We start from the raw sequence: 20,264 nt of genomic DNA, 5'->3' as shown, positions 1-20,264 counted from the left end.
CCCGTGGAACACGGTGCCCGCGTGCTCTCGCCCGTTGCGCTTCCCACTGTCAGTGGCAACAATTGCAGGGTGCGCCTCCCCCGATTCGCCGTCACAACTTCATGATGGTGACATGGGGACCACCGGACGACGTCGTTCCAGCACTCCTTGAAGGAAAACGGAAAACATGGTTCCGGCATCTCGCTCGACCCGCGACATCGAAGTCACGACGGAGAGTCTCCAGGCCGACCTCAGCCGTCTGGAGCTGCAGAAACGGGCGCTGGAGAGGGAGCTTGCCGCCGTCGTCGCCCATCTCGACACCGTTCGACGGGCGCTGGGCGCCCTGGAAGTCGTGATGACGGCCCGTGCGCAGGCGACAGCCTCCGAGGACACCGTTCGACTCGATCGCACCGGTGAGGTGCGGGCCGCGACCCAGCCGAGGACCGGCGCGAAGCGCGCGTACGGCAGGCTGACCGACCAGATCCTGGAGTACTTCGCACAGGCCGGCGATGCCGAGGTGCGTGCCCGCGACGTAGCGGTGGCATTGGGCCGGGCCGGCGACAGCGGGAGCATCAACGCCGTTCGCAGTACGCTCGACCGCCTCGTCGGCACTTCTCGTCTCCGGCGCAGCGGTCGGGGCCTCTACCGCGCCGGATGATTCCGGACAGACCCCTGCGGCACACGGCGCAGGCCCCGGACGCCGACTCGCGGGGGATCGGTGGGCGCCCGGGGCGCATGGCCCCGCCAGGCTCACAGCGGCGGGTGCGGTGATCCCGGCGCCGAGTGGGAACATCCGACCCGGCGCCATGAACACTGTGATGAGTCTACCGCAGCTTTCAACAGTGTTGTCACTTGTTTTGTCATTCCTTGTGATCACGCTGTCTCTGGTAGATCATGGGACGGTGTGAAGCACACGCATCAGCGGGACGTTCTCCCGCGTACCCCCGAAGACCCCTCCTCGCCCCTGTCTCCCGGCACGCACACGATCACCGTTCCGCACGGCTCGGCGCGCGTCGCCCTGCGCTATCACGTCGCCGGCTCGGGCCCCGTATGTCTCGCTCATCCGGGCGGACCGGGTATCGGCTGGGAATACCTGCGCATGGCCGGTCTCGAGGACGCGTTGACCATGGTCTACGTCGAACCGGTCGGTACGGGCGACTCCGGCCGGCTCCCCGATCCACGCGACTACACCATGGCGACGTACGCGCACTTCCTGCACGCGGTGGTCCAGCACCTGGAGGTGCCACGGGTCACCCTGCTCGGTCACTCCCACGGCGGCTTCGTGGCGCAGCGTTACGCCCTCGACCACCCCGCACGGATCGCCGCCCTCGTCCTCTACGACACGTCACCGGTCGCGGACGAGGAGTTCTGGTCGGCGGCGGTCGATGCCATGGAACGGTTCATGAAGGATCACGTCGACGAGCATCCGGAGGTCGCGGACTACGTCAGCGCTCTCACCTCCCGCCTCGACCTGATGAACGACGACGGCGCCACCGCCGTCCTGCGCACCACGATGCCGGCCTATCTGTACGACTACTGGGGAAGGGAGGCGGAGTTCGCGCCCGCTCGTCGCACGCTCCGTATGTACGCGGCCCCCTCGCGCGGGGAGGACTCTCCCTTCGACGTCCGGGACGAACTGCCTTCACTGGCCCCACCGGCCCTCGTTCTGGCGGGCCGTCATGACTTCATCTGCGGACCGCGATGGGCCGCTCTGCTGCACGAGGGCGCGGAAGACACCGAGGTGACGATCGTGGAGAAGGCCGGTCACCTCGCACACCTCGAACAGCCCGCGCAGTTCGACGCCTCGGTCCTGGCGTTCCTCGGTGCCCACGGGGTCGTCGGAGACGTCCGGTGACCGTCGCCCACTCCGACCGCCCGTGAGCCGGCGGGCGACGGCCCGGAGGACGTGGCGCCGGCCGTCGCCCGTGTGGGGAAGGGGGAGGACGACCGGATCCCGGACGTTCATGCGCTCGACGCCGTCGGCGTGAGGCCGGCGAGGGCGGCCTTCAGCTCGGTCCGCCGCTTGATGCCGAGCTTCACGAAGACCTTGCGCAAGTGGTATTCGACGGTGTGTACGCTGATGAACAGACGGGCGCCGATCTCCCGGTTCGTCAGCCCTTCGCGGGCCAGGCGTGCCACGTTCAGTTCCTGTTCGGTGAGCCGCGTCACCGATGTCCGTGTGTGGACCGGCAAGGTCTCGCCGCTCGCGCGCAGCTCGTCCGCGGCGCGCCGGGCGAATCCGTTCACTCCGCACGCTGTCAGTACGTTGTGGGCGGTCCGTAGCTGTTCGCGCGCTTCGGCGGACCGTCCCTGACGGTTGAGTGCCTCGCCGTACAGCAGGCGGCACCGCCCCACCCAGATCGGGATCCGCTCGTGCTCGAAGCGCTTGATCGCGTCCAGAAAGAGCTGTTCGGCCTCGTCCCCCGTGCGCAGTTGCGCCTCGGCCATCGCCAGCACCGCCAGGGCGTAGCTGGTGCCCACCGGCCGTGTGACGCCGGCCAACTGCTCGAGTGCCTGCTCGGCGAGCGCGCGCTCACCGGTGTGCGCGGCCGCTTCCACCAGTTCGACCAGGGTGCGCATCGCGAGGTTCAGTTCGTGGGTGTACGGCAGTTCGCGCCGACCGCAGGCCACCGCCTCGGCGAAGCGGCCCAGGCCGTTGTGGAGGACCGCCTCGGAGAAGTTGGCCGCGCTCAGCGCGTATCCCTCGCCGCGTGCGAGCCCGTCGGCCCGAATCCGCTCGGCCAGGCGCAGCGCCTCGCCCGCCTGCCCCCGGTACGAGGCGAGGAGGAGCCGTCCGTACGGCGGCAGCGGGTTGCCGGTGACCTCCTTGATGGCGTCGATCTCGTCGCAGGCGGCTTCCGCCCCGTCCAGGTCGCCGGAGGTCATCCGCACCAGCACCAGCAGGCTCAGCGCGATCGGCAGTACGGTGACGACGCCCTCGGCACGAGCGAGCTCGACCTGCCGGTCGGCGAGCGCACGCAGCCCGGCGGGGTCCCACAGGTCCTGGGCGGCGCGGGAGGCGAACCACATCCAGTGCATTTCGAGGAAGTCCGGCGCCTGTTCGAGGAACGCGCGCTGGGCTCGTCGCAGGGTGGGCAGCGCCGCCGTCTGTCCTTCGGTGGCGAGCAGCGCCTGGCCGCGCAGGATCAGATCCCGTGCCCGGTCGGTCTCGTCGGCGGCGGACGTGGCGCCGAGGATCGCGTGCGCGACGGCGGCCACCTGCTCGGCGTCACCGAGCCGGCCGCCGTAGGTCGCCGCCGCGAGCGCTTCGATGTAGGTGTCGCGGGCCAGGACCGGGTCGAGCCGTTCGAGTCCCCGTGCCGCGTCGAGGAGGTGCTGCGCCCCGCTGCGGTCACGCCGTAGCGCGTATCCCGCACGCGCGCGCAGCCGCACCACGAGCGCCTTCTGGAGCGCGGTGAGGGGAAGGGCTCGGGCGGACTCGAGCAGGCGCAGGGCCGCGTCCGACGCGCCCGCGTCGTGCTTCGCCTCGGCGGCCGCGACCAGCCGCTGGCCGCGGAGGAACGGCGAGGGTGTGAGCTCCGCCGCCCGCTCCAGGAACGCGCCGGCGGCCGCCGCGCCACCGCGGGTACGTGCGCGCACCGCCGACTTCTCCAGATCGGCGGCGACTTCCTCGTCCGGTTCCAGGGTCGCACCGGCCCGATGCCAGGCCCGGCGGTCCGGGTCGTGCTCGGCGCTGGTGACGTCGGCGAGAGCGGCGTGCACGCGTCGCCGGGCGTCGGGTGACGCCGCCCGGTACACGGCCGACCGCACCAGCGGATGGCGGAAGCCGACGCGCGTACCGACGACGAACGCATCGGTGGCCTTGGCCGCGTCGAACGCTTCGGGCCCCAGTCCCAGCAGCGCGCTCCCACGCCACAGCAGCCCCGGGTCACCCGTAGGCTCCGCGGCTGCCAGCAGCAACAACAGGCGCGCCGGCGCGGGCAGCGGGGCGAGCTGCAGGACCAGGCTCTGCTCGATGCGGCTCTCCAGCGGCAGGGAACCCGTCAAGGTGAATCCACCGGCGATCTGGGCCGGGCTCAGGGCTCGGGGCAGTTCGCGCAGGGCGAGCGGATTGCCGCGGGCCTCCGCGATCAACTGGTCGCGCACCCGCCGGTCGAGACCACCGGGTACGGCCAGGCGCAGCAGCTCGCGTGCGTCCTCATAGCCGAGCCCTTCGACGACCATGTCGGGCAGACCCGCGAACACCGGGGCGACCTGGCGCAAGGCGAGCACCAGCGCGATGCCCTCCGCGTCCAGCCGTCGGGCGGCGAAGGCGAGGGCACGCGCGGATGCCTGGTCGAGCCATTGTGCGTCGTCGACGACGCACAGCAGTGCCTGCTCCTCGGCGGCCTCGGTGAGCAGCCCCAGCAGGGCCAGCCCCACGAGGAACGGGCTCGGCGCGGCGGCGCTGCGCAGCCCGAACGCCACCTCGATCGCCTCCTGTTGCGGGGCCGGCAGCCGGTCGGCCGAACCCATCATGTGGCCGCAGAGCTGCTGGAGGCCGGCGTACGCGAGTTCCATCTCGGACTGGGAGGCGACGATCCGCTCGATGCGGACGTGTGCCGCGGCCCGTGCCGTGACATGGTCCAGGAGCGCCGTCTTGCCGACACCGGCCTCACCGGAGACGACCAGTGCACCGCTGCGCCCGGCGCGGGCACGGCTCACCAGCGCTTCCAGTTCCGCCAGCTCGCCGCGTCGCCCCCGCAACGGCGCGATGTCAGGCACCATGTCCGCCTTCGCCGGGAAGTACCGTTCCACCATGGGATTCGTCCCGCATTCTATCGAACCGCCGTTCTGAGCCGCGGGCGTCGCGGTGCCGTGCGCGGTGAGCGGCGACCGCCTGTCACAGCGGCGGCGCGTCACCGGACAGAGGGGCATGACTCAGTTCCTGGAATCGAAGACCGGTGTCGACGGCCCGGTCACCGTCATGAAGAGCTACACCGTGCCGACGGACGAGGCCGACTACTTCACCGAGGTGTATCAGGAGAACGCCCGGATCATGTCGGCACAGCCCGGCTTCGTCCGTTCCCGCCTGCACCGCCCCCTCACCGACGGCCCGGAGACGCGTTTCGTCCACGTCGCCGAGTGGACCTCGGGCACCGCGCTCGACCGGGCGACCGGCAACCCCGAGTGGCAGGCGTCGCTGCGGCGCATGTTCGACGATCCGGCCCTTCACATCACCTCGGCGCCCGCCGGCTATCGCGTCGTCGTCGAGTTCCACCCCTCCTCGGAGTAGGCCCGGCGCGCACCCCTCACGAGCCGCCGAGATCGGTACTTCGGCGGCTCAACGGGTCCTGCCGCGCGGCTTCAGCGGCACCCCCGGTAGCTCGGGTGCGGCCAGCGGGGCACCGTCGTACCCCTTGACCGTTCCGAACCGTTCCCCTTCCATCCAGTCCCGGCGGGCCTGTTCGATCTCCTCCTGGGTGCGGCCGATCCAGTTCCAGAACATGATGAGCTCCTCCTCGAACGGCTCGCCGCCGAGGAGCATCAGCGCCGCGTCCGACTCGGCGCGCAGCGGGAGTTCGGTGCGGCCGCAGCCGAGGTACAGCATCGAGCCCGGCAGCACCGGTACGCCGTCCACATGGGCCTCGCCGGACATGGACAGCACGGCGTACTCGAAGTCCGGCTCCAGCGGCAGGCGTACGTCGGCGCCCCGGCTCAGTGCCAGGTCGGCGCCGACGATCGGGGTGTACGCCGTGCCGGGCGAGCGTGCGCCGTCGAGGTCGCCCAGGATCAGCGTGGCCCGCAGACCCGGCGCCGTGACGACCGGCAGGTCGGCGTGGTGCTCGAAGTGCGGGTCGGTGTGGCGGTGGCCGTCCGGCAGGGCGACCCAGAGCTGGGCGCCGTGCAGAAAGCGGGCGTGCGAGCGCGGACTCTCCTCCGAGTGGCTGATCGCCCTGCCGGACGTCATCAGGCCCAGCTCGCGCGGGCGGATCGTCTGGAGGCTGCCCGTGGAGTCGCGGTGCAGTACCTCGCCCTCGTGCAGCCAGCTCACCGTCTGCAGGCCCATGTGCGGGTGCGGGGGCACCTGCATCCCGGGCTCGTCGGCGATGTCGTCGGGGCCGTAGTGGTCGACGAAGCACCAGGCGCCGACCATCCGCCGGCCCAGGTTGGGCAGCAGACGGCGGACCTCGCTGGACTCGCCGAGCCGTACCCGCCGGGGGCTGAGGAGTTCGCGGACGGGCTCCGCGACGACGAAACCGCGGCCGCCGCAGACCGAGGGCACCGCCTCGCGATCAAGATTGCTCATGGCGCCCAAACTAACCCCCTCCGGAGCGCCCCGTCAGTCCGTCGTACGGGCTGTCTTGCCGAGCGCCGGTGCGCGGCGGGGTTGGGGTTGCAACGGGGCAGGGGCGCCGGGCCGCTCCCGGGTGGTCCTCCCGAAAATAGTAGCCATGGATATAGTAGCCATGTACTGTATCTGTCATGAGCAAGGGTTCCCGTTCCATGAACGCCACCCCCGGCTTCCTCGTGTGGCGGCTGTCGACGAAGTTCCGGGTCGCCGTCGACCGGGCCGTGACCCCGCTGGGGCTCACCCACGCCCAGTACGCCGTCGTCGCCTCGCTGTACGGCATGCGGCGCGAGGGTGAGCGCCCCAGTCAGCGGCGGCTCGCCGACCACACCGGACTGGAGCCGCTGTACGTCTCCAAGCTGGCGCGTTCCCTGGAGAGCGCCGGACTCGTCGAACGCACCCGCGACCCCCGTGACCCCCGCGCGGTCCAGCTCACGCTGACCGAACAGGGCGTGGAGCGGACCCGGAAGGCGATCGAGGTCGTGCGGGGGCTGCATGAGCAGCTCCTCGCCCCGCTCGGCGGGCTCGGCAGCGACGCCACGCGGGAGTTCAGCCACATCCTGGCGGCCCTGCTCGACGCGCCTCTCGATCCGTCGGCCCTGGACGGCGAAAACGACAGCCGGCACGACAAGGAGCAGTCATGACCACCTCCACCCCTCCCCGTCTCGACCCCCGTGTCATAGCCCTGGCCCACTACGCGAGCCGCGCCCTCCTCGAGCAGGTGCTGGCCCGCCACGGCGCCACGTTCCAGCAGTCCGTCACCCTGCGCGCGGCCGCTGCCGCCGGTGGGCCGGTGGAGCGTGACCGCCTCGTCGGCGAGGTGGTCGGATCGCTCAAGTGCGAGCCGGCGGAGGCCCGTTCCGTCGTCGACGGGCTGGTCGGCGACGGCCTGCTGGCCGCCGACGGGCCGACCGCGGTGCGCGTCACGGACGCCGGACGCAAGCTGCAGGCCGCGACGTCCGCCGAGACCGCCCCCCTCACCGCCCGCGTCTACGCGGACCTGCCCGAGGAGGACCTGGCCGTCGCGGGTCGGGTGCTGACCCTCATCACCGAGCGGGCGAACCGGGAGCTCGCGGCCCTGACCCAGGACACCGCCATCGGTTAGTGGAATATTCAACCACTCAGGCCGGTTGACGCGCTCGAAGGAGGTCAGAGTGGAGACGACGTACTACGACCACGGAACACCGACCGAGCGCTGGGAGCGGGCGCGGATGTTCTTCGACGCCAAGGACTACGCCAGCGCCGCGCGGGTCCTCGGCAGCCTGGTCGAGGAGGTGCCGGAGCAGACGGGACCGCGGCTGCTGCTGGCCCGCGCCTACTACCACTCGGCCCAGCTGCGCCGTGCCGAGGACGAGTTGCGCGTCATCGTGGAGCGCGACCCGGTCGAGCAGTACGCCCGGCTGATGCTGGGCCGTACGCTCCAGCGCCAGGGGCGGCACGAGGAGGCCGAGCCGCACATGCGCCTGGCCTCGGCCCTGGCGGGTGACTTCGAGCAGGTCTGAGACCGGCGGCGGCCAAAGCCGCCGGCAGGGGCCCGGACTCCGTACCGACGGAGGCCGGGCCCCTCTTCTCGTCACGCCTCCTGGGCGCTCCCCCGCCGGTACGCGATCTCGCCCAGTACGGCGTCCACCGCGACGAACGCCGCCAGCGGGACGCCGAGCAGCGGGACGACGTAGCCGAGCGCCGCGACCAGCGCGGCCAGGGGGACGAGGACACGCGGGGGCACCTGACGCCAGGCGCCGCGCGGGATCGGCCGGCCGAACGACGAGCCCCGGCCGCGCTGCCACCACATGCGGTACCCCCACACGATCAGCAGGATCAGCGCGAGCGTCAGCGCCATCAGGGCGATCTGGTTGACCAGCCCGAACAGCACGCCCGTGTGCAGGTCGATGCCCCAGCGGGTCAGCTTGGCGAGCACCGGGTGGTCGTCGAACCGCAGGACGTCCGTGACCTCGCCGGACGCCGGGTCGACCGCGACCGCGTCCTGCTTCGTCGGCCAACTGCGCTGCACCTGCCGGACCACATAGGCGGACGAGGCGTCGGCGGGCGGCACGATCTCCACCGGGTCGGACAGGCCCTCGGAGCGGGCGGCCGCCAGGACCTTGTCGAGGCCGACGCCCTGCCCCTCGCCGCCACCGGCGCCCGCGGTGCCGCCGTGGCTCCCGTGGTCGCCGCCCGCCGACGCCGAGATGGACGGGGTGGCCTGCCGCAGGGCGGTGCGCAGATCGTCGATGTGGGCGCCGGCGTACGTCGACCAGGTCAGGCCGGTCGCCGACAGGAAGATGAACCCTAGAGCCGCCCAGACGCCGACCGTGCCGTGCAGGCCGAGGGTGCGCCGGCGCCCGCTGGTGCCTCGTACCTTGCGCAGGGCGCGGCGGCGGGAGAACCACAGCACCAGTCCCCCGGCCGCGATCACCCACAGCCAGCTCGCGGCGAGTTCGCTGTAGAGCCGACCCGGCTCACCGAGGTGGAGGTCGCGGTGGAACTCGTCGATCCAGGTGCGCAGCGGGAGGGCTCCGGTGGAGCCGTACTGCTCCAGGGCGCCGCGCACTTCGGCGGTGTACGGGTCGACGAACACGGCCAGCGTGTGGTCGGCGTCGACACCGTCGACCCCCGAGAGCATCACCCGGGTCGACTCGTCGTCGGCCGGTGAGGGCCGTATGGCCGCGACGGCGCCCTCGGGGTGGGCCTCGCGGGCGGCGGCGACCTGCTGCGACACCGGCAGCTTCGTCTCGCCGACGGGGACGTACATCTCGTGGGCGTACAGCAGTTTCTCGGCCTGGAACGCGCCCGCGTACAGGAATCCGGTGGCCGCGGCGACGAGGAGGAACGGGGCGACGAGCACACCGGCGTAGAAGTGCAGACGGAGGACGAGCGGGCGCAGGAGTGTCCAGCCGCGGCGGGGCGGGGCCGGGGAATCCGTGGCGTCGGGCCCGGGGGCCGGGGCGGTCGTGGGGGCGGTGGACATGGGTGGAACTCCGGGGGGTGGACGGTCGTTGCTCTGGCGGTCCGGTAGTCGGACCGGCGGGCCCCGGAGTTCCCGGCGCGTCAAGTGACCTGCGGCACAGTGGAGTTCAGAGGGGGCGCGGGGCGCGTGGCATGCTGGGGCGATGGCACTTCCGAACGAGCACGCGTCCCTCGCCGAGCAGATCGAGCGGCTTCTCTCCGCCGGGGGCCCGCTGCCCGTCGTGGCGGCCGGCGATCCGGTGCTGCGGCGCCCGGCCGCGCCGTACGAGGGGCAGTTGGGCCCGGCACTGCTGGCCCGTTTCGTGGAGGCCCTGCGGCTCACGATGCACGCGGCTCCCGGCGTCGGTCTCGCCGCGCCACAGGTGGGGGTGGGGTTGCGGATCGCGGTGATCGAGGACCCGGCGCCCGTCCCGGACGAGGTGCGCGTGACGCGCGGGCGCGTCCCGCAGCCGTTCCGGGTGCTGGTGAACCCGTCGTACGAGGCGACCGGGCCGGCTTGGGCGGCGTTCTACGAGGGCTGTCTGAGCGTGCCGGGGTACCAGGCGGTCGTCGCCCGGCACGCCGAGGTGCGGCTGCGCGGCGAGGACGAGCACGGGCAGGCTTTCGACGAGGTGTTCACGGGGTGGCCCGCCCGGATCGTGCAGCACGAGACGGACCACCTCGACGGGGTGCTCTACCTGGACCGGGCGGAGACGCGTTCGCTCGCCTCGAACCAGGCGATGGCCGAGCTCTGGGCCGAGCCCGCCCCACTCCAGGCGGCCCGGGCCCTCGGCTTCGACCTGCCCGACTGACCGCAAAGCCGGACCCGCCCTGCCCGACTGCCGCACAGCCGGACCCACCCCGCCCGGCTGACCGCGGAGCCGGAACGCGCTCACCGCATCAGCTGTCCCGGTACGTCTCCAGCAGCCGCAGCCACACCTCGCTGATCGTCGGGTACGACGGGACCGCGTGCCACAGCCTGCTGATCGGCACCTGGCCGACGACCGCGACCGTCGCCGAGTGGATCAGCTCGCTGACGCCCGGGCCGACGAAGGTCACGCCGAGCAGGATCTCGCGTTCCAGGTCGACGACCATCCGGGCCTGCCCGCGGTAGTCCTCGCCGTACAGATAGGCGCCGGCGGTCCAGGAGATGTCGTAGTCGACGGCCCGCACCCGGTGTCCGGCCTGCTCGGCCTCGGCCAGGGACAGGCCCACCGCGGCGGCCTCGGGGTCGGTGAAGACGACCTGCGGGACGGCGCCGTGGTCGGCGGTGGCGGCGTGCGCGCCCCAGGCCCCGGTGTCCGGCTCCGCCGACCCGGAGGCGCGGGCCGCGATGGCCGCCCCGGCGATCCGGGCCTGGTACTTGCCCTGGTGGGTGAGCAGGACGCGGTGGTTGATGTCGCCGACGGCGTACAGCCACTCGCTGTCCCGGACACGCAGGCCGTCGTCGGTCTCCAGCCAGGAGCCGGGCTCCAGACCGATGGTGTCCAGGCCGATGTCGTCGCTGCGCGGGGCGCGCCCGGTCGCGAAGAGGATCTCGTCGGCCTCGATGCGTTCACCCTGGTCGGTGACGACGACGACCGTGCCGTCCTCCCGGGTCACCGACGTGACCGAGGTCCCGGTGCGGACGTCCGCACCGGCCTCGGTGAGGGACTGCGCGACCATCTCGCCGACGAAGGGCTCCATGCGGTTCAGCAGGCCCTTGCCGCGTACGAGGAGGGTGACCCGGGAGCCGAGGGCCTGCCAGGCGGTGGCCATCTCGGTGGCGACCACTCCCCCGCCGACCACGACGAGCCGGCCGGGCGCGGCCTGGGCGCTGGTGGCCTCGCGGCTGGTCCACGGCTTGACCTGGTCGATGCCCGGCAGATCGGGCACGACGGCCCGGCTGCCGGTGCACACGGCCACGGCGTGCCGCGCGGTGAGCACCTTCCGGGTGCCGTCGGGGCCGGTCACCTCGACCGTGCGGTCACCGGCGAGGCGCCCGTGCCCTCGGTAGAGGTCGGCGCCGATGCCGTCGAGCCAGCTCACCTGCCCGTCGTCGTGCCAGTCCTTGGTGACCTCATTGCGCCGGGCGAGCACCCGGGCGGTGTCGAGGGGGCCCTGGACGGCCTCGGCGAGGCCCGGCAGGTGCCGCGCGTCGGACTGGGCGATGACCGGCCGCAGCAGCGCCTTGCTCGGCATGCAGGCCCAGTACGAGCACTCGCCGCCCACCAGCTCGCTCTCGACGACTGCGGTGGACAGTCCGGCGGCGCGGGTGCGGTCGGCGACGTTCTCCCCCACGGGGCCGGCTCCGAGCACCACGACGTCGTACACATTGGAATCCGTTTCCGTCATGGGGTCAGTCTTATGGGTGGTGTGTCGGCTGGCCACATGGGTACGCGCGCGGAATACACGGTCCTACGGCCGCGTTGTCGCCCACGCTTCGCCCGGACACCCAGGAAGAGGGATACGCCATGAGCAGCACCATGGAGCTCACCAAGGAGAACTTCGACCAGACGGTCACGGACAACGACTTCGTCCTGATCGACTTCTGGGCGTCCTGGTGCGGGCCGTGCCGTCAGTTCGCCCCCGTCTACGAGAAGGCGGCCGAGGAGAACCCCGACCTGGTGTTCGGCAAGGTCGACACCGAGGCCCAGCCGGAACTGGCGCAGGCCTTCGGGATCCAGTCGATCCCGACGCTGATGATCGTGCGGGACCGGGTCGCCGTGTTCGCCCAGCCGGGCGCCCTGCCGGAGGCCGCGCTGGCCGACGTCATCGGGCAGGCCCGCAAGCTCGACATGGACGAGGTCCGCAAGGCCGTCGCCGCGCAGCAGGAGCAGGCCGAGCAGAACGGCGAGTGACGGGCCGGTGAGGGCCGGTCCGGGGCGCCGCGCGGGTTACGGGAACGGAGACCCGCGGGCCGGCGCCCGACCGGACCGGACCCATCGATCCGGCCCGACCGGACCCATCAAATGGGACCGCCCGATCAGAACGGGTAGCCCGCCACATCCGCGCGCACCGTCGTCCAGCGCACGTCGGTGAACGCCTCCAGGTTGGCGTCGCCACCGAAGCGGGCGCCGGTCCCGGACGCGGCCACCCCGCCGAACGGGGCGACGGCCTCGTCGTTCACCGTCTGGTCGTTGATGTGCACGATCCCGGTCGGGATGCGCTCGGCCAGGTCGAGACCCCGGGCGGCGTCCCGGGTGACGATGCCCAGCGAGAGTCCGTACGGGCTCGCGGCGGCCAGGGCGGCGGCCTCCTCGGCGTCGGCGAACGAGCGCACCGGCGCGACCGGCCCGAAGACCTCCTCGGCGTACGCCGGGGTGTCGTCGTCGACGCCCGCCAGGACGGTCGGGCGGTAGAACAGCCGCTCGTGCGTGCCGCCCGCTGCGAGCTTCGCCCCCTGTGAGGCGCTGGCGTCGACCAGCGAGCGGACCTTGTCGAGTTGCCCGTCGTCGATGAGCGGGCCGAGGTGGACCTGCTCGCGGTGCGGGTCGCCGACGGCGAGCGAGTCGGCCTTGGCGGCGAGGCGTTCGACGTACTCCTCGTACAGCGACCGGTGCACCAGGTGCCGGCCGGTCGTCATACAGATCTGGCCCTGGTGGAAGAACGATCCCCAGGCGGCCGTGGAGATCACCGCGTCGAGGTCGGCGTCCTCCAGCACGACCAGGGCGGAGTTGCCGCCCAGTTCCAGATGCGCGCGCTTCAGATGGCGTCCGGCGGCCTCGCCGACGGCCCGGCCCGCCCCCGTGGACCCGGTGAAGGAGACGACGGGTACGTGCGGGTCGGCGACCAGCGCCTGCCCGGCCTCGGCGCCGCCCGGCAGCACATGCAGCACATCCTCGGGCAGGCCCGCCTCGGCGAAGACGGCGGCCAGAGCCAGACCGCCGCACACGGCCGTACGCGGGTCCGGCTTGAGGACGACGCCGTTGCCCAGGGCCAGCGCGGGCGCGACGGAGCGGATGGACAGGATGAGCGGCGCGTTGAACGGCGCGATCACCCCGACGGCCCCGACCGGGACCCGGCGCGTGTACGACAGGCGGGGCGCCTCGGTGGGCAGGACCTGTCCGGCCGGGCGGGAGGCGAGGGCGGCGGCCTCGTAGCACTCCTGGGCGGCGACGTGCAGTTCGAAGTCGGCCTTGCCCGGGATGGAGCCGGACTCACGGACGAGCCAGGTGCGCAGTTCGTCGGCATGGGCCGCGAACAGGTCGCCCGCCTTGCGCAGGACCGCAGCCCGTGCGAAGTGCGGCAGGCGGGCCCATGCGCGCTGGGCGCCGTGGGCGGCCCGTGCGGCGTCGGCGACGTCGCCCGCGCCGGCCAGGGAGACGGTGGCGAGGGCGTCGCCGGTGGCGGGTTCGGTCACGGTGTGCTCGCCTCCCGACAGGGGGCGGGGCTGCCAGGTTGCGGGGTCGAGCAGCGGCATGGCGACTCTCCGTTCGATCACCGGGGGGGTTCGGGGGGCGGTCACAGGGGGCGGGGGCGGTCACGAGAGGCTGGAGCGGTCACAGGGGCAGCGGAAGTCCCGTGTAGTTCGCGGCGAGTTCGGCGGCCGCGTCACGGGATCCGGTGATCCGGCGCAGCCGTGCGAGCTGCGTCCGGTGGTCGAAGGCGTCCTCGTCGGCCCGGGTGTGCAGCATCCTGGTCATGTCGTCCGAGAACCGGACGGCCTGCCACACACGCCGGAGGCACAACTCGCTGTAGTGGTCGAGGATCCGGGAGTCTCCCGTGCGGTGCAGCTCCTCGAGTCCGCGGGCCAGGACGCGGACGTCGGAGACGGCGAGGTTGAGTCCCTTGGCGCCGGTGGGCGGGACGATGTGGGCGGCGTCCCCGGCCAGCAGGAGCCGGCCGTGCCGCATGGGCTCGTGCACGAACGCGCGCATCGGCGTGACCGACTTGGCCGTGACGGGGCCGCGTCGGAGCGTCCAGTCGTCGTCGACGGCGAAGCGGGCGGCCAGTTCGTCCCAGATCCGGTCGTCGGACCAGTCGCGGACGTCGGTACCCTCCGGCACCTGGAGGTAGAGCCGCGAGACCGACGGGGAGCGCATGCTGTGCAGCGCGAAGCCCCGTTCGCTGCGCGCGTAGATCAACTCCTCGCAGGACGGCGCGACTTCGGCCAGCACCCCGAGCCAGGCGTACGGGTAGGAGCGCGCGTACGACCGCCCGGCGCCGGCCGGCAGCACATCGCGGGAGATGCCGTGGAAGCCGTCGCAGCCGGCCACCCAGTCACAGGTCAGGGTGCGTTCGCGCCCCTCGTGCCGGAACCGTACGACCGGGGAGGCGCTCTCCGGCTTCTCCACGGCCAGCGCCTCCGCGCCGAACAACAGCGGGGGCCCTTCGGCCAGTTGGAGCGCGACGAGGTCCTTCACGATCTCGGTCTGGGCGTAGATCGTGACCGTGCGGCCGCCGGTCAGGGAGGGGAAGTCCACGCGATGGCGTTCGCGGTCGAAGCGCAGTTCGATGCCGTGGTGGACCAGGCCCTCGGCGTCCAGCCGCTCGCCGGCGCCGGCCTCGTGCAGCGCGTCGACGGTGCCCTGTTCCAGCATCCCGGCGCGCTGGCGGTGCGCGACGTACTCCCGTGAACGGCTCTCCAGCACCACGCAGTCGATCCCGGCCCGGTGCAGCAGCCGGGCGAGGAGCAGCCCGGCGGGGCCGCCGCCGATGATGCCGACCGTCGTGCGCATGCACGCCTCCCTGGCGTCGACGCCGTGCGCCCGCGCACGGTTCGGCCGGAGCCGCGGTGCGCCGGGGTCACCGCGGGTCGGCCGGCTCCGTGCGTCCACGGCGATGTTGACCGTGCTCAGCCTAGGCGGCGGCAGCCGTCGGGGCATCAGGTCGTCGGCACGATCTTGGCGGTCCCTCACGGAATCCGCACGGCCGCGTCAGGACTCGGCGCCGGTGACCCGGGCCACCAGGTCGAGCCAGCCCTTCTCCAGCCGCTCCAGGGGCATGCCGCGCTGCCGGGTCAGATGGCTGATCAGGGCGGGGTCGAGGAAGGACAGGAGCGTGTGCGCGAGCAGGTCGCAGTCGGCGCCGGGCTGGATCTGCCGCAGCAGCATCGTGACGTGGGCCTGGAGGGCCCGCTGGGAGGGGTGGGCGAAGCGTCGGGTGGGGTCGGGCTGGGCCGCGAGCTGCAGGTCCAGCTGCTCGGCGGAGCGGTAGAGCACCGCGAGGCCGAAGGCGCGCAGCCGCTCGACCGGTGGCGCGCCGGGGCCCAGCGGGGGCGGGCCGCCCATGAAGTCCGCCTGGAGGGTGCGCGCGGAGTGGTCGAGCAGCGCGGTCAGCAGGCCGGTGCGGTCGCCGAAGCGGCGGAAGACCGTGCCCTTGCCCACACCGGCCGCCGCGGCGACGGCCTCCATGGTGACGCCGGCCGCGCCGTGCTCGGCGATCAGCCGGGAGGCGGCTTCGAGCAGCCGGGCGCGGTTGCGGGCCGCGTCGGCGCGCAGGCACGGCTCGTCGGGAGCGGTGCCCACGTCGAGCTGCGGGGGTGCGCCGAGGGATTCCTCCGGCTGCGGGAAGGGCGGCAGAGCGGCGGACATGAAGTCAGCGTAAAGCATGGGGAATGAAACTGGACCGCAGTCCGCTTAGGATGCTAGACAGTAAACGGACCCCGGTCCGGATCGTTTCGGCAGTGTTTCAGCATCCTTGGAGTTCGCATGTCTGTTCGCATCCTCGCGCTCGTCGGCAGCCTTCGCGCCGGTTCGCACAACCGTCAGCTGGCGGAGGCGGCCGTCAAGCTCGCTCCCGAGGGCGCTGAGGTCGTGCTGTTCGAGGGCCTGGCCGACATCCCCTTCTACAACGAGGACATCGACGTCGAGGGCGGCGTCCCCGCCGCGGCCGCCAAGCTGCGTGAGGCCGCCCAGTCCGCCGACGGCTTCCTCCTCTTCTCCCCCGAGTACAACGGCACCATCCCGGCCGTCCTGAAGAACGCCATCGACTGGCTGTCCCGCCCGTACGGCGCCGGCGCCTTCGGCGGAAAGCCGGTGGCCGTGATCGGCACCGCGTTCGGCCAGTACGGCGGTGTCTGGGCGCAGGACGAGGCCCGCAAGGCCGTGGGCATCGCCGGCGGCAAGGTGCTGGAGGACGTCAGGCTGTCCATCCCCGGCTCCGTGACCCGCTTCGCCGAGACCCACCCGGCCGACGACGCCGAGGTCGCCGCGCAGCTGGCCGAGGTCATCGCGCACATCCACGGTCACGCGGGCGAGAAGATCGCCGCCTGACGACCGTCCACCTGACGACCGTCCACCGAGAGGGGCCGGAGCCGAACGCTCCGGCCCCTTCGGCATGTACACGGCCCTGGGTCAGCCCAGCTCCGCCAGCCGGGCCGCGGCGGGAGCGGCGAAGTCCTCGGCGAACGCCGCCGGCCGTCCCGTGCCCGGCGACAGGATGACCGTGTCGATCCCGAGCTTCACGTACGCCTCGGCGTCCCGGGTGAAGGCGTCGAGGTCGCCGCGGTCGGCGGCCTCCCCGCCGTACAGGACCGTCCTGCGGATCGTGTCGTAGTCGCGTCCCTCGGCGTCGCAGTGGCCGCGCAGGACGTCGAGCTTGTGCGCGACCTGCTCGGGCGCGGTGGCGAAGAGGTTGCACGCGTCGGCGTACCGGGCGACCAGCCGCAGCGTCTTCTTCTCGCCACCCCCGCCGATCATGATCTCGGGGCGGGGCGCCGAGAGGGGCGCCGGGACGTTCAGGGGCTCGGCCAACCGGTAGTGCCGGCCCTCGAAGGGGCCGTCGGCCTCCGGGTCCCACATCCGCAGACAGATCCGCAGCGTCTCCTCCAGCCGCTCGAACCGCTCGGCGAGCGGCGGGAACGGCACGCCGAGGCCCACGTGCTCCCGCTCGTACCAGGCCGCGCCGATGCCCAGCGTGGCCCGGCCGCCGGACAGCACGTCGAGCGAGGTCACGATCTTGGCCAGCAGGCCCGGAGGACGGTACGTCACCCCGGTCACCAGCGCCCCGAGCCGCACCGTGGAGGTGTGGGCCGCGAGATAGCCGAGGGTCGTGTACGCCTCCAGCATGGGGTCCTCGGCGCGGTCGTTGAACTCCATCTGGAACCAGTGGTCCATCACCGACAGCCAGCTCAGCCCGCCCGCCTCGGCGGCGGCGCCCACGGCGGCGAGTTCGGCGCCTAGGGGGTGTCTGACAATTCCCGCCGTCCGCCCCGGAGGGGCGGGCCTCGCGGTGTCTGGTGCGTGCGGTCGCAAGGCGCCGGAGCGCCCTCGTGGCGGAGTCACGTGGGCGTTTCGGCAACGCGGCGAGCGTGCGTGCCAGACACCGCGAGGCAGGTGGGAATTGTCAGACACCCCCTAGGGCGGGAGCCCCGCCGGGGTGGTCGAAGCGGCTGATGTGCAGACCGACCCGCATGTCACTCCTCCGTCCGCCGGACCCGGTGGCCCGGCCCGGACGACGCTAGGCGCTGGAGTCCGCTCCAGGTCAAGGTCATGGGCCCGGGGGCGGACACGGACGCGGCACGGGAATGCCCGGTGCTTGCGTACGCGCTATAACCGCATCGGCGGGAATTCGCGCTGATGTCCTATCCTGGAAGCACTCACCGCGTACGGAGGAATCGGGGCCATGACAGCGACGGATCCCGCACTCACCGCCCTCGCCCAGGGCTGGTGCGCCCTCTCCCTGCTGCACGGCAGGATCGAGGCCCACATCGAACGCGCCCTGCAGACCCACCACGACCTCAGCGTCCGCGAGTACTCCCTGCTCGACGTCCTCAGCCGCCAGCACAACGGCGAAGGCGGCCACCTGCAGATGAAACAGGTCGCCGACGCCGTCGTCCTCAGCCAGAGCGCCACCACCCGCCTCGTCACCCGCCTCGAGGACCGCGGCCTGCTCTCCCGCTACCTCTGCCCCACCGACCGACGCGGCATCTACACCGACGTCACCGACGCCGGACTCACCCTCCTCGCCGAAGCCCGTCCCACCAACGACAAGGCCCTCCGCGAAGCCCTCGACGAAGCCGCCCGCAACCCCGAACTCGCCCCCCTCGTCCGGGCCGTCGAGTCGCTGCACGCACCCGTCTGACCTGCTCCCCCCGCCGGTCCGCCATTGACGCGTTCTTCGGCGGGGCCGTACACATGGCGTCATGAGCACCCCGCGTCTCCCCCTCGCCGGCATCACCGTCGTCAGCCTCGAACAGGCCGTCGCCGCGCCCTACGCCACCCGGCAGCTCGCCGATCTCGGGGCGCGGGTGATCAAGGTGGAGCGGCCCGGGGAAGGGGACTTCGCCCGCCGGTACGACACCACCGTGCACGGGCTGTCCAGCTATTTCGTCTGGCTGAACCGCTCCAAGGAATCCCTCACGCTGGACCTGAAGTCGCCGCGCGGCCGGGAGATCCTGCACGGGCTGCTGGACGGCGCCGACGTCTTCGTGCAGAACCTCGCACCGGGCGCCGCCGACCGGCTCGGCCTCGGCACGGCCGCGCTCACCGAGCACCGGCCCCGGCTGATCCCGTGCACGATCTCCGGTTACGGCACCTCCGGGCCGTGGGCCGACCGCAAGTCGTACGACCTGCTGGTGCAGTGCCAGACCGGCCTGGTGTCGCTGACCGGGGACGCCGGGAGCACGGCCCGCGTCGGGATCTCCGTGGCCGACATCGCGGCCGGCATGTACGCCTACAGCGGCATCCTCACCGCCCTGTTCACCCGCGCGACCACGGGCGAGGCCCATCCGGTCGAGGTGTCCCTGTTCGAGGCGCTGGCGGAGTGGATGGGACAGCCCGCCTACTACACGGAGTACGGCGGCACCCAGCCCGAGCGGCTGGGCACCCAGCATCCGACGCTCGCCCCGTACGGCGCGTTCCCTGCGGCCGACGGCCGGCAGGTGCTGCTGTCCATCCAGAACGAACGCGAGTGGGCCGCGCTGTGCGCCCGGTTCCTCGGGCGGCCCGAACTGATCGACGACCCCCGCTTCGCGACGAGTTCAGCCCGTGTCGCGCACCGCGACGAGGTCAACGCCGTGGTGGCCGAGCGCTGCGCCCACTCCGCCGCCGAGGAGACCCTCAAGGAGCTGGAGGACATCGGTATCGCCTGCGCGGGCGTCAACGACGTCCCGGCCTTCCTGGAGCACCCGGTGCTGGCCACCCGTGGCCGCTGGAGCGCGGTGGACGTGCCGGGCGGCGCGAGCGTGCGCGCCCTGCTGCCGCCGGCCGACCTGGTGGGCGTCCCCGCCCGGATGGACCCGGTGCCGGCGGTCGGCGAGCACACCGACGCCATCCTCACCGAGCTCGGCCGCACGCCCGGCGAGATCGCGGCCCTGCGCGCCGACGGCGTCGTCTGAGCCGCCGGACGCGCGGCGGCCTCACCAGGGCAGCGGCCCGTCGATGTCGAAGTAGCCGCCGGTCGGGCCGTCGGGGCCGACCTGTGCCATCCGCACGATGATCTCCGCGCCCTCCTCGACGGTCTGGGTGCCGGTGCGTCCGTTGAGGTCGGTGGCGGTGAAGCCGGGCTCGACGGCGTTGATCCGCAGGCCCGGGAACGCCTTGGCGTACTGCACGGTGATCATGTTGACGGCCGTCTTGGAGGACGGGTAGGCGAGGGCCTGGTAGAAGTGCGCCGGTGAGTCGGGGTCCGAGAGCCCGGCCAGCGAGGCGAGTCCGCTGCTGACGTTCACCACCACCGGTGCCGGGGAGCGCTGGAGCAGGGGCAGGAAGGCGTGGGTCACGCGTACGACGCCGAAGACGTTGGTCTCGTACACGGTCCGCATCTCGTCGGCGGTGGTGTCGCCGGCCGGGGGCACGCTGTTGCCGGGACCGCGCAGCTCGATACCGGCGTTGTTGACCAGCACGTCGAGCCCGCCGTCGGCTTCGACGGTCTTCACGGCGGCCTGGACCGAGGCGTCGTCGGTGACGTCGATCAGCAGGAACCGCGCGCCGATCCGTTCGGCGGCCGCGCGGCCCCGGTCGGCGTCCCGGGCGCCGACGTACACGGTGTGGCCGGCCTCGACGAGCCGGCGTGCCGTCTCGAATCCGAGTCCCTTGTTCGCTCCGGTGATGAGTGTCGTGGTCATGGGCCCAGCCTCCCGCTCGGCGTCGCGCGCTGCCAGCAGTCCCGTCTTCCTGGGACT

20 protein-coding genes are annotated in these 20,264 nt (G+C 72.5%); 11 read left to right on the top strand and 9 right to left on the bottom strand.

The window, feature by feature from the left end; translation table 11 throughout:
- The first annotated feature begins 166 nt into the window (after positions 1-166).
- Together KBY32_RS02495 and KBY32_RS02490 are read left to right on the top strand one after the other, a co-directional pair.
- On the top strand, positions 167-637 hold the full coding sequence (locus tag KBY32_RS02495; RefSeq protein WP_210978655.1) for a hypothetical protein: 471 nt from the start codon (positions 167-169) through the stop codon (positions 635-637).
- 246 nt (positions 638-883) lie between these two features.
- On the top strand, positions 884-1,834 hold the full coding sequence (locus tag KBY32_RS02490; RefSeq protein WP_210978654.1) for an alpha/beta fold hydrolase: 951 nt from the start codon (positions 884-886) through the stop codon (positions 1,832-1,834).
- A 107-nt stretch (positions 1,835-1,941) separates the two neighbouring features.
- Here the strand turns inward: KBY32_RS02490 and KBY32_RS02485 are convergent, their stop codons facing one another.
- Positions 1,942-4,740 (bottom strand): AAA family ATPase, encoded by a 2,799-nt coding sequence (locus KBY32_RS02485; RefSeq protein WP_210978653.1) that lies wholly within the window; start codon positions 4,738-4,740, stop codon positions 1,942-1,944.
- A 115-nt stretch (positions 4,741-4,855) separates the two neighbouring features.
- On the opposite strand from KBY32_RS02485, the gene KBY32_RS02480 reads away from it, so the two are divergent.
- The gene (locus KBY32_RS02480; RefSeq protein ID WP_210978652.1) at positions 4,856-5,215 is read left to right on the top strand and encodes an antibiotic biosynthesis monooxygenase family protein; all 360 of its coding nucleotides are present in this window, start codon (positions 4,856-4,858) and stop codon (positions 5,213-5,215) included.
- 48 nt (positions 5,216-5,263) lie between these two features.
- Here KBY32_RS02480 and KBY32_RS02475 read toward each other — a convergent pair whose 3' ends face one another.
- On the bottom strand, positions 5,264-6,229 hold the full coding sequence (locus tag KBY32_RS02475; RefSeq protein WP_210978651.1) for a pirin family protein: 966 nt from the start codon (positions 6,227-6,229) through the stop codon (positions 5,264-5,266).
- A gap of 176 nt (positions 6,230-6,405) precedes the next feature.
- Here KBY32_RS02475 and KBY32_RS02470 point away from each other — a divergent pair, with 176 nt between their 5' ends.
- The 3 genes from KBY32_RS02470 to KBY32_RS02460 are packed head-to-tail and all read left to right on the top strand — an operon-like array spanning position 6,406 to position 7,773.
- A complete protein-coding gene (locus KBY32_RS02470; protein ID WP_115507109.1) occupies positions 6,406-6,915 on the top strand; it encodes a MarR family winged helix-turn-helix transcriptional regulator in 510 nt (169 codons plus the stop codon).
- On the top strand, positions 6,912-7,376 hold the full coding sequence (locus KBY32_RS02465) for a winged helix DNA-binding protein (RefSeq protein ID WP_210978650.1): 465 nt from the start codon (positions 6,912-6,914) through the stop codon (positions 7,374-7,376). The genes KBY32_RS02470 and KBY32_RS02465 overlap by 4 nt, the downstream gene beginning before the upstream one ends.
- 49 nt (positions 7,377-7,425) lie before the next feature.
- Positions 7,426-7,773 carry a tetratricopeptide repeat protein gene (locus KBY32_RS02460; protein WP_055618909.1) on the top strand — a complete coding sequence of 116 codons (348 nt, stop codon included), beginning with the start codon at positions 7,426-7,428 and terminating at the stop codon, positions 7,771-7,773.
- Between the two features lie 71 nt (positions 7,774-7,844).
- Here KBY32_RS02460 and KBY32_RS02455 read toward each other — a convergent pair whose 3' ends face one another.
- Positions 7,845-9,239, bottom strand: a complete 1,395-nt coding sequence (locus KBY32_RS02455; RefSeq protein WP_210978649.1) for a PepSY domain-containing protein — start codon at positions 9,237-9,239, stop codon at positions 7,845-7,847.
- 142 nt (positions 9,240-9,381) lie between these two features.
- Between KBY32_RS02455 and KBY32_RS02450 the strand changes: the two genes are divergently transcribed.
- A complete protein-coding gene (locus KBY32_RS02450; RefSeq protein ID WP_210978648.1) occupies positions 9,382-10,029 on the top strand; it encodes a peptide deformylase in 648 nt (215 codons plus the stop codon).
- Positions 10,030-10,117: 88 nt separating this feature from the next.
- Here the strand turns inward: KBY32_RS02450 and KBY32_RS02445 are convergent, their stop codons facing one another.
- Positions 10,118-11,551: an NAD(P)/FAD-dependent oxidoreductase gene (locus KBY32_RS02445; RefSeq protein ID WP_210978647.1), complete on the bottom strand. Its 1,434-nt coding sequence runs from the start codon at positions 11,549-11,551 to the stop codon at positions 10,118-10,120.
- A 119-nt stretch (positions 11,552-11,670) separates the two neighbouring features.
- On the opposite strand from KBY32_RS02445, the gene trxA reads away from it, so the two are divergent.
- On the top strand, positions 11,671-12,057 hold the full coding sequence (gene trxA / locus KBY32_RS02440) for a thioredoxin (protein ID WP_055618913.1): 387 nt from the start codon (positions 11,671-11,673) through the stop codon (positions 12,055-12,057).
- A 125-nt stretch (positions 12,058-12,182) separates the two neighbouring features.
- On the opposite strand, the gene KBY32_RS02435 is transcribed toward trxA, so the two are convergent.
- The 3 genes from KBY32_RS02435 to KBY32_RS02425 all read right to left on the bottom strand — a co-directional run bounded on the left by KBY32_RS02435 (position 12,183) and on the right by KBY32_RS02425 (position 15,750).
- Positions 12,183-13,619: a benzaldehyde dehydrogenase gene (locus KBY32_RS02435; RefSeq protein ID WP_210978646.1), complete on the bottom strand. Its 1,437-nt coding sequence runs from the start codon at positions 13,617-13,619 to the stop codon at positions 12,183-12,185.
- A gap of 79 nt (positions 13,620-13,698) precedes the next feature.
- Positions 13,699-14,877 carry a 4-hydroxybenzoate 3-monooxygenase gene (locus KBY32_RS02430; RefSeq protein ID WP_210978645.1) on the bottom strand — a complete coding sequence of 393 codons (1,179 nt, stop codon included), beginning with the start codon at positions 14,875-14,877 and terminating at the stop codon, positions 13,699-13,701.
- Positions 14,878-15,075: 198 nt separating this feature from the next.
- A complete protein-coding gene (locus KBY32_RS02425; protein WP_210978644.1) occupies positions 15,076-15,750 on the bottom strand; it encodes a TetR/AcrR family transcriptional regulator in 675 nt (224 codons plus the stop codon).
- 99 nt (positions 15,751-15,849) lie between these two features.
- Here KBY32_RS02425 and KBY32_RS02420 point away from each other — a divergent pair, with 99 nt between their 5' ends.
- On the top strand, positions 15,850-16,413 hold the full coding sequence (locus KBY32_RS02420) for an NADPH-dependent FMN reductase (protein WP_210978643.1): 564 nt from the start codon (positions 15,850-15,852) through the stop codon (positions 16,411-16,413).
- Between the two features lie 81 nt (positions 16,414-16,494).
- Here KBY32_RS02420 and KBY32_RS02415 read toward each other — a convergent pair whose 3' ends face one another.
- A complete protein-coding gene (locus KBY32_RS02415) occupies positions 16,495-17,337 on the bottom strand; it encodes an LLM class F420-dependent oxidoreductase (RefSeq protein WP_210978876.1) in 843 nt (280 codons plus the stop codon).
- 427 nt (positions 17,338-17,764) lie between these two features.
- Here KBY32_RS02415 and KBY32_RS02410 point away from each other — a divergent pair, with 427 nt between their 5' ends.
- Complete coding sequence (locus KBY32_RS02410; RefSeq protein ID WP_055618918.1) at positions 17,765-18,223, top strand: MarR family winged helix-turn-helix transcriptional regulator; 459 nt, start codon at positions 17,765-17,767, stop codon at positions 18,221-18,223.
- Positions 18,224-18,284: 61 nt separating this feature from the next.
- On the top strand, positions 18,285-19,478 hold the full coding sequence (locus KBY32_RS02405) for a CaiB/BaiF CoA-transferase family protein (protein ID WP_210978642.1): 1,194 nt from the start codon (positions 18,285-18,287) through the stop codon (positions 19,476-19,478).
- A gap of 21 nt (positions 19,479-19,499) precedes the next feature.
- On the opposite strand, the gene KBY32_RS02400 is transcribed toward KBY32_RS02405, so the two are convergent.
- Positions 19,500-20,207: an SDR family oxidoreductase gene (locus KBY32_RS02400; RefSeq protein WP_210978641.1), complete on the bottom strand. Its 708-nt coding sequence runs from the start codon at positions 20,205-20,207 to the stop codon at positions 19,500-19,502.
- Between the last annotated feature and the right edge of the window lie 57 nt (positions 20,208-20,264).

Origin of the sequence: Streptomyces sp. RK62, assembly GCF_018070255.1 — a bacterium.
GTDB classification, from domain to species: Bacteria; Actinomycetota; Actinomycetes; order Streptomycetales; family Streptomycetaceae; genus Streptomyces; species Streptomyces nigra.
Note: the sequence above shows the minus strand (reverse complement) of the source record. Positions and strands in the feature narration are given on the sequence as shown.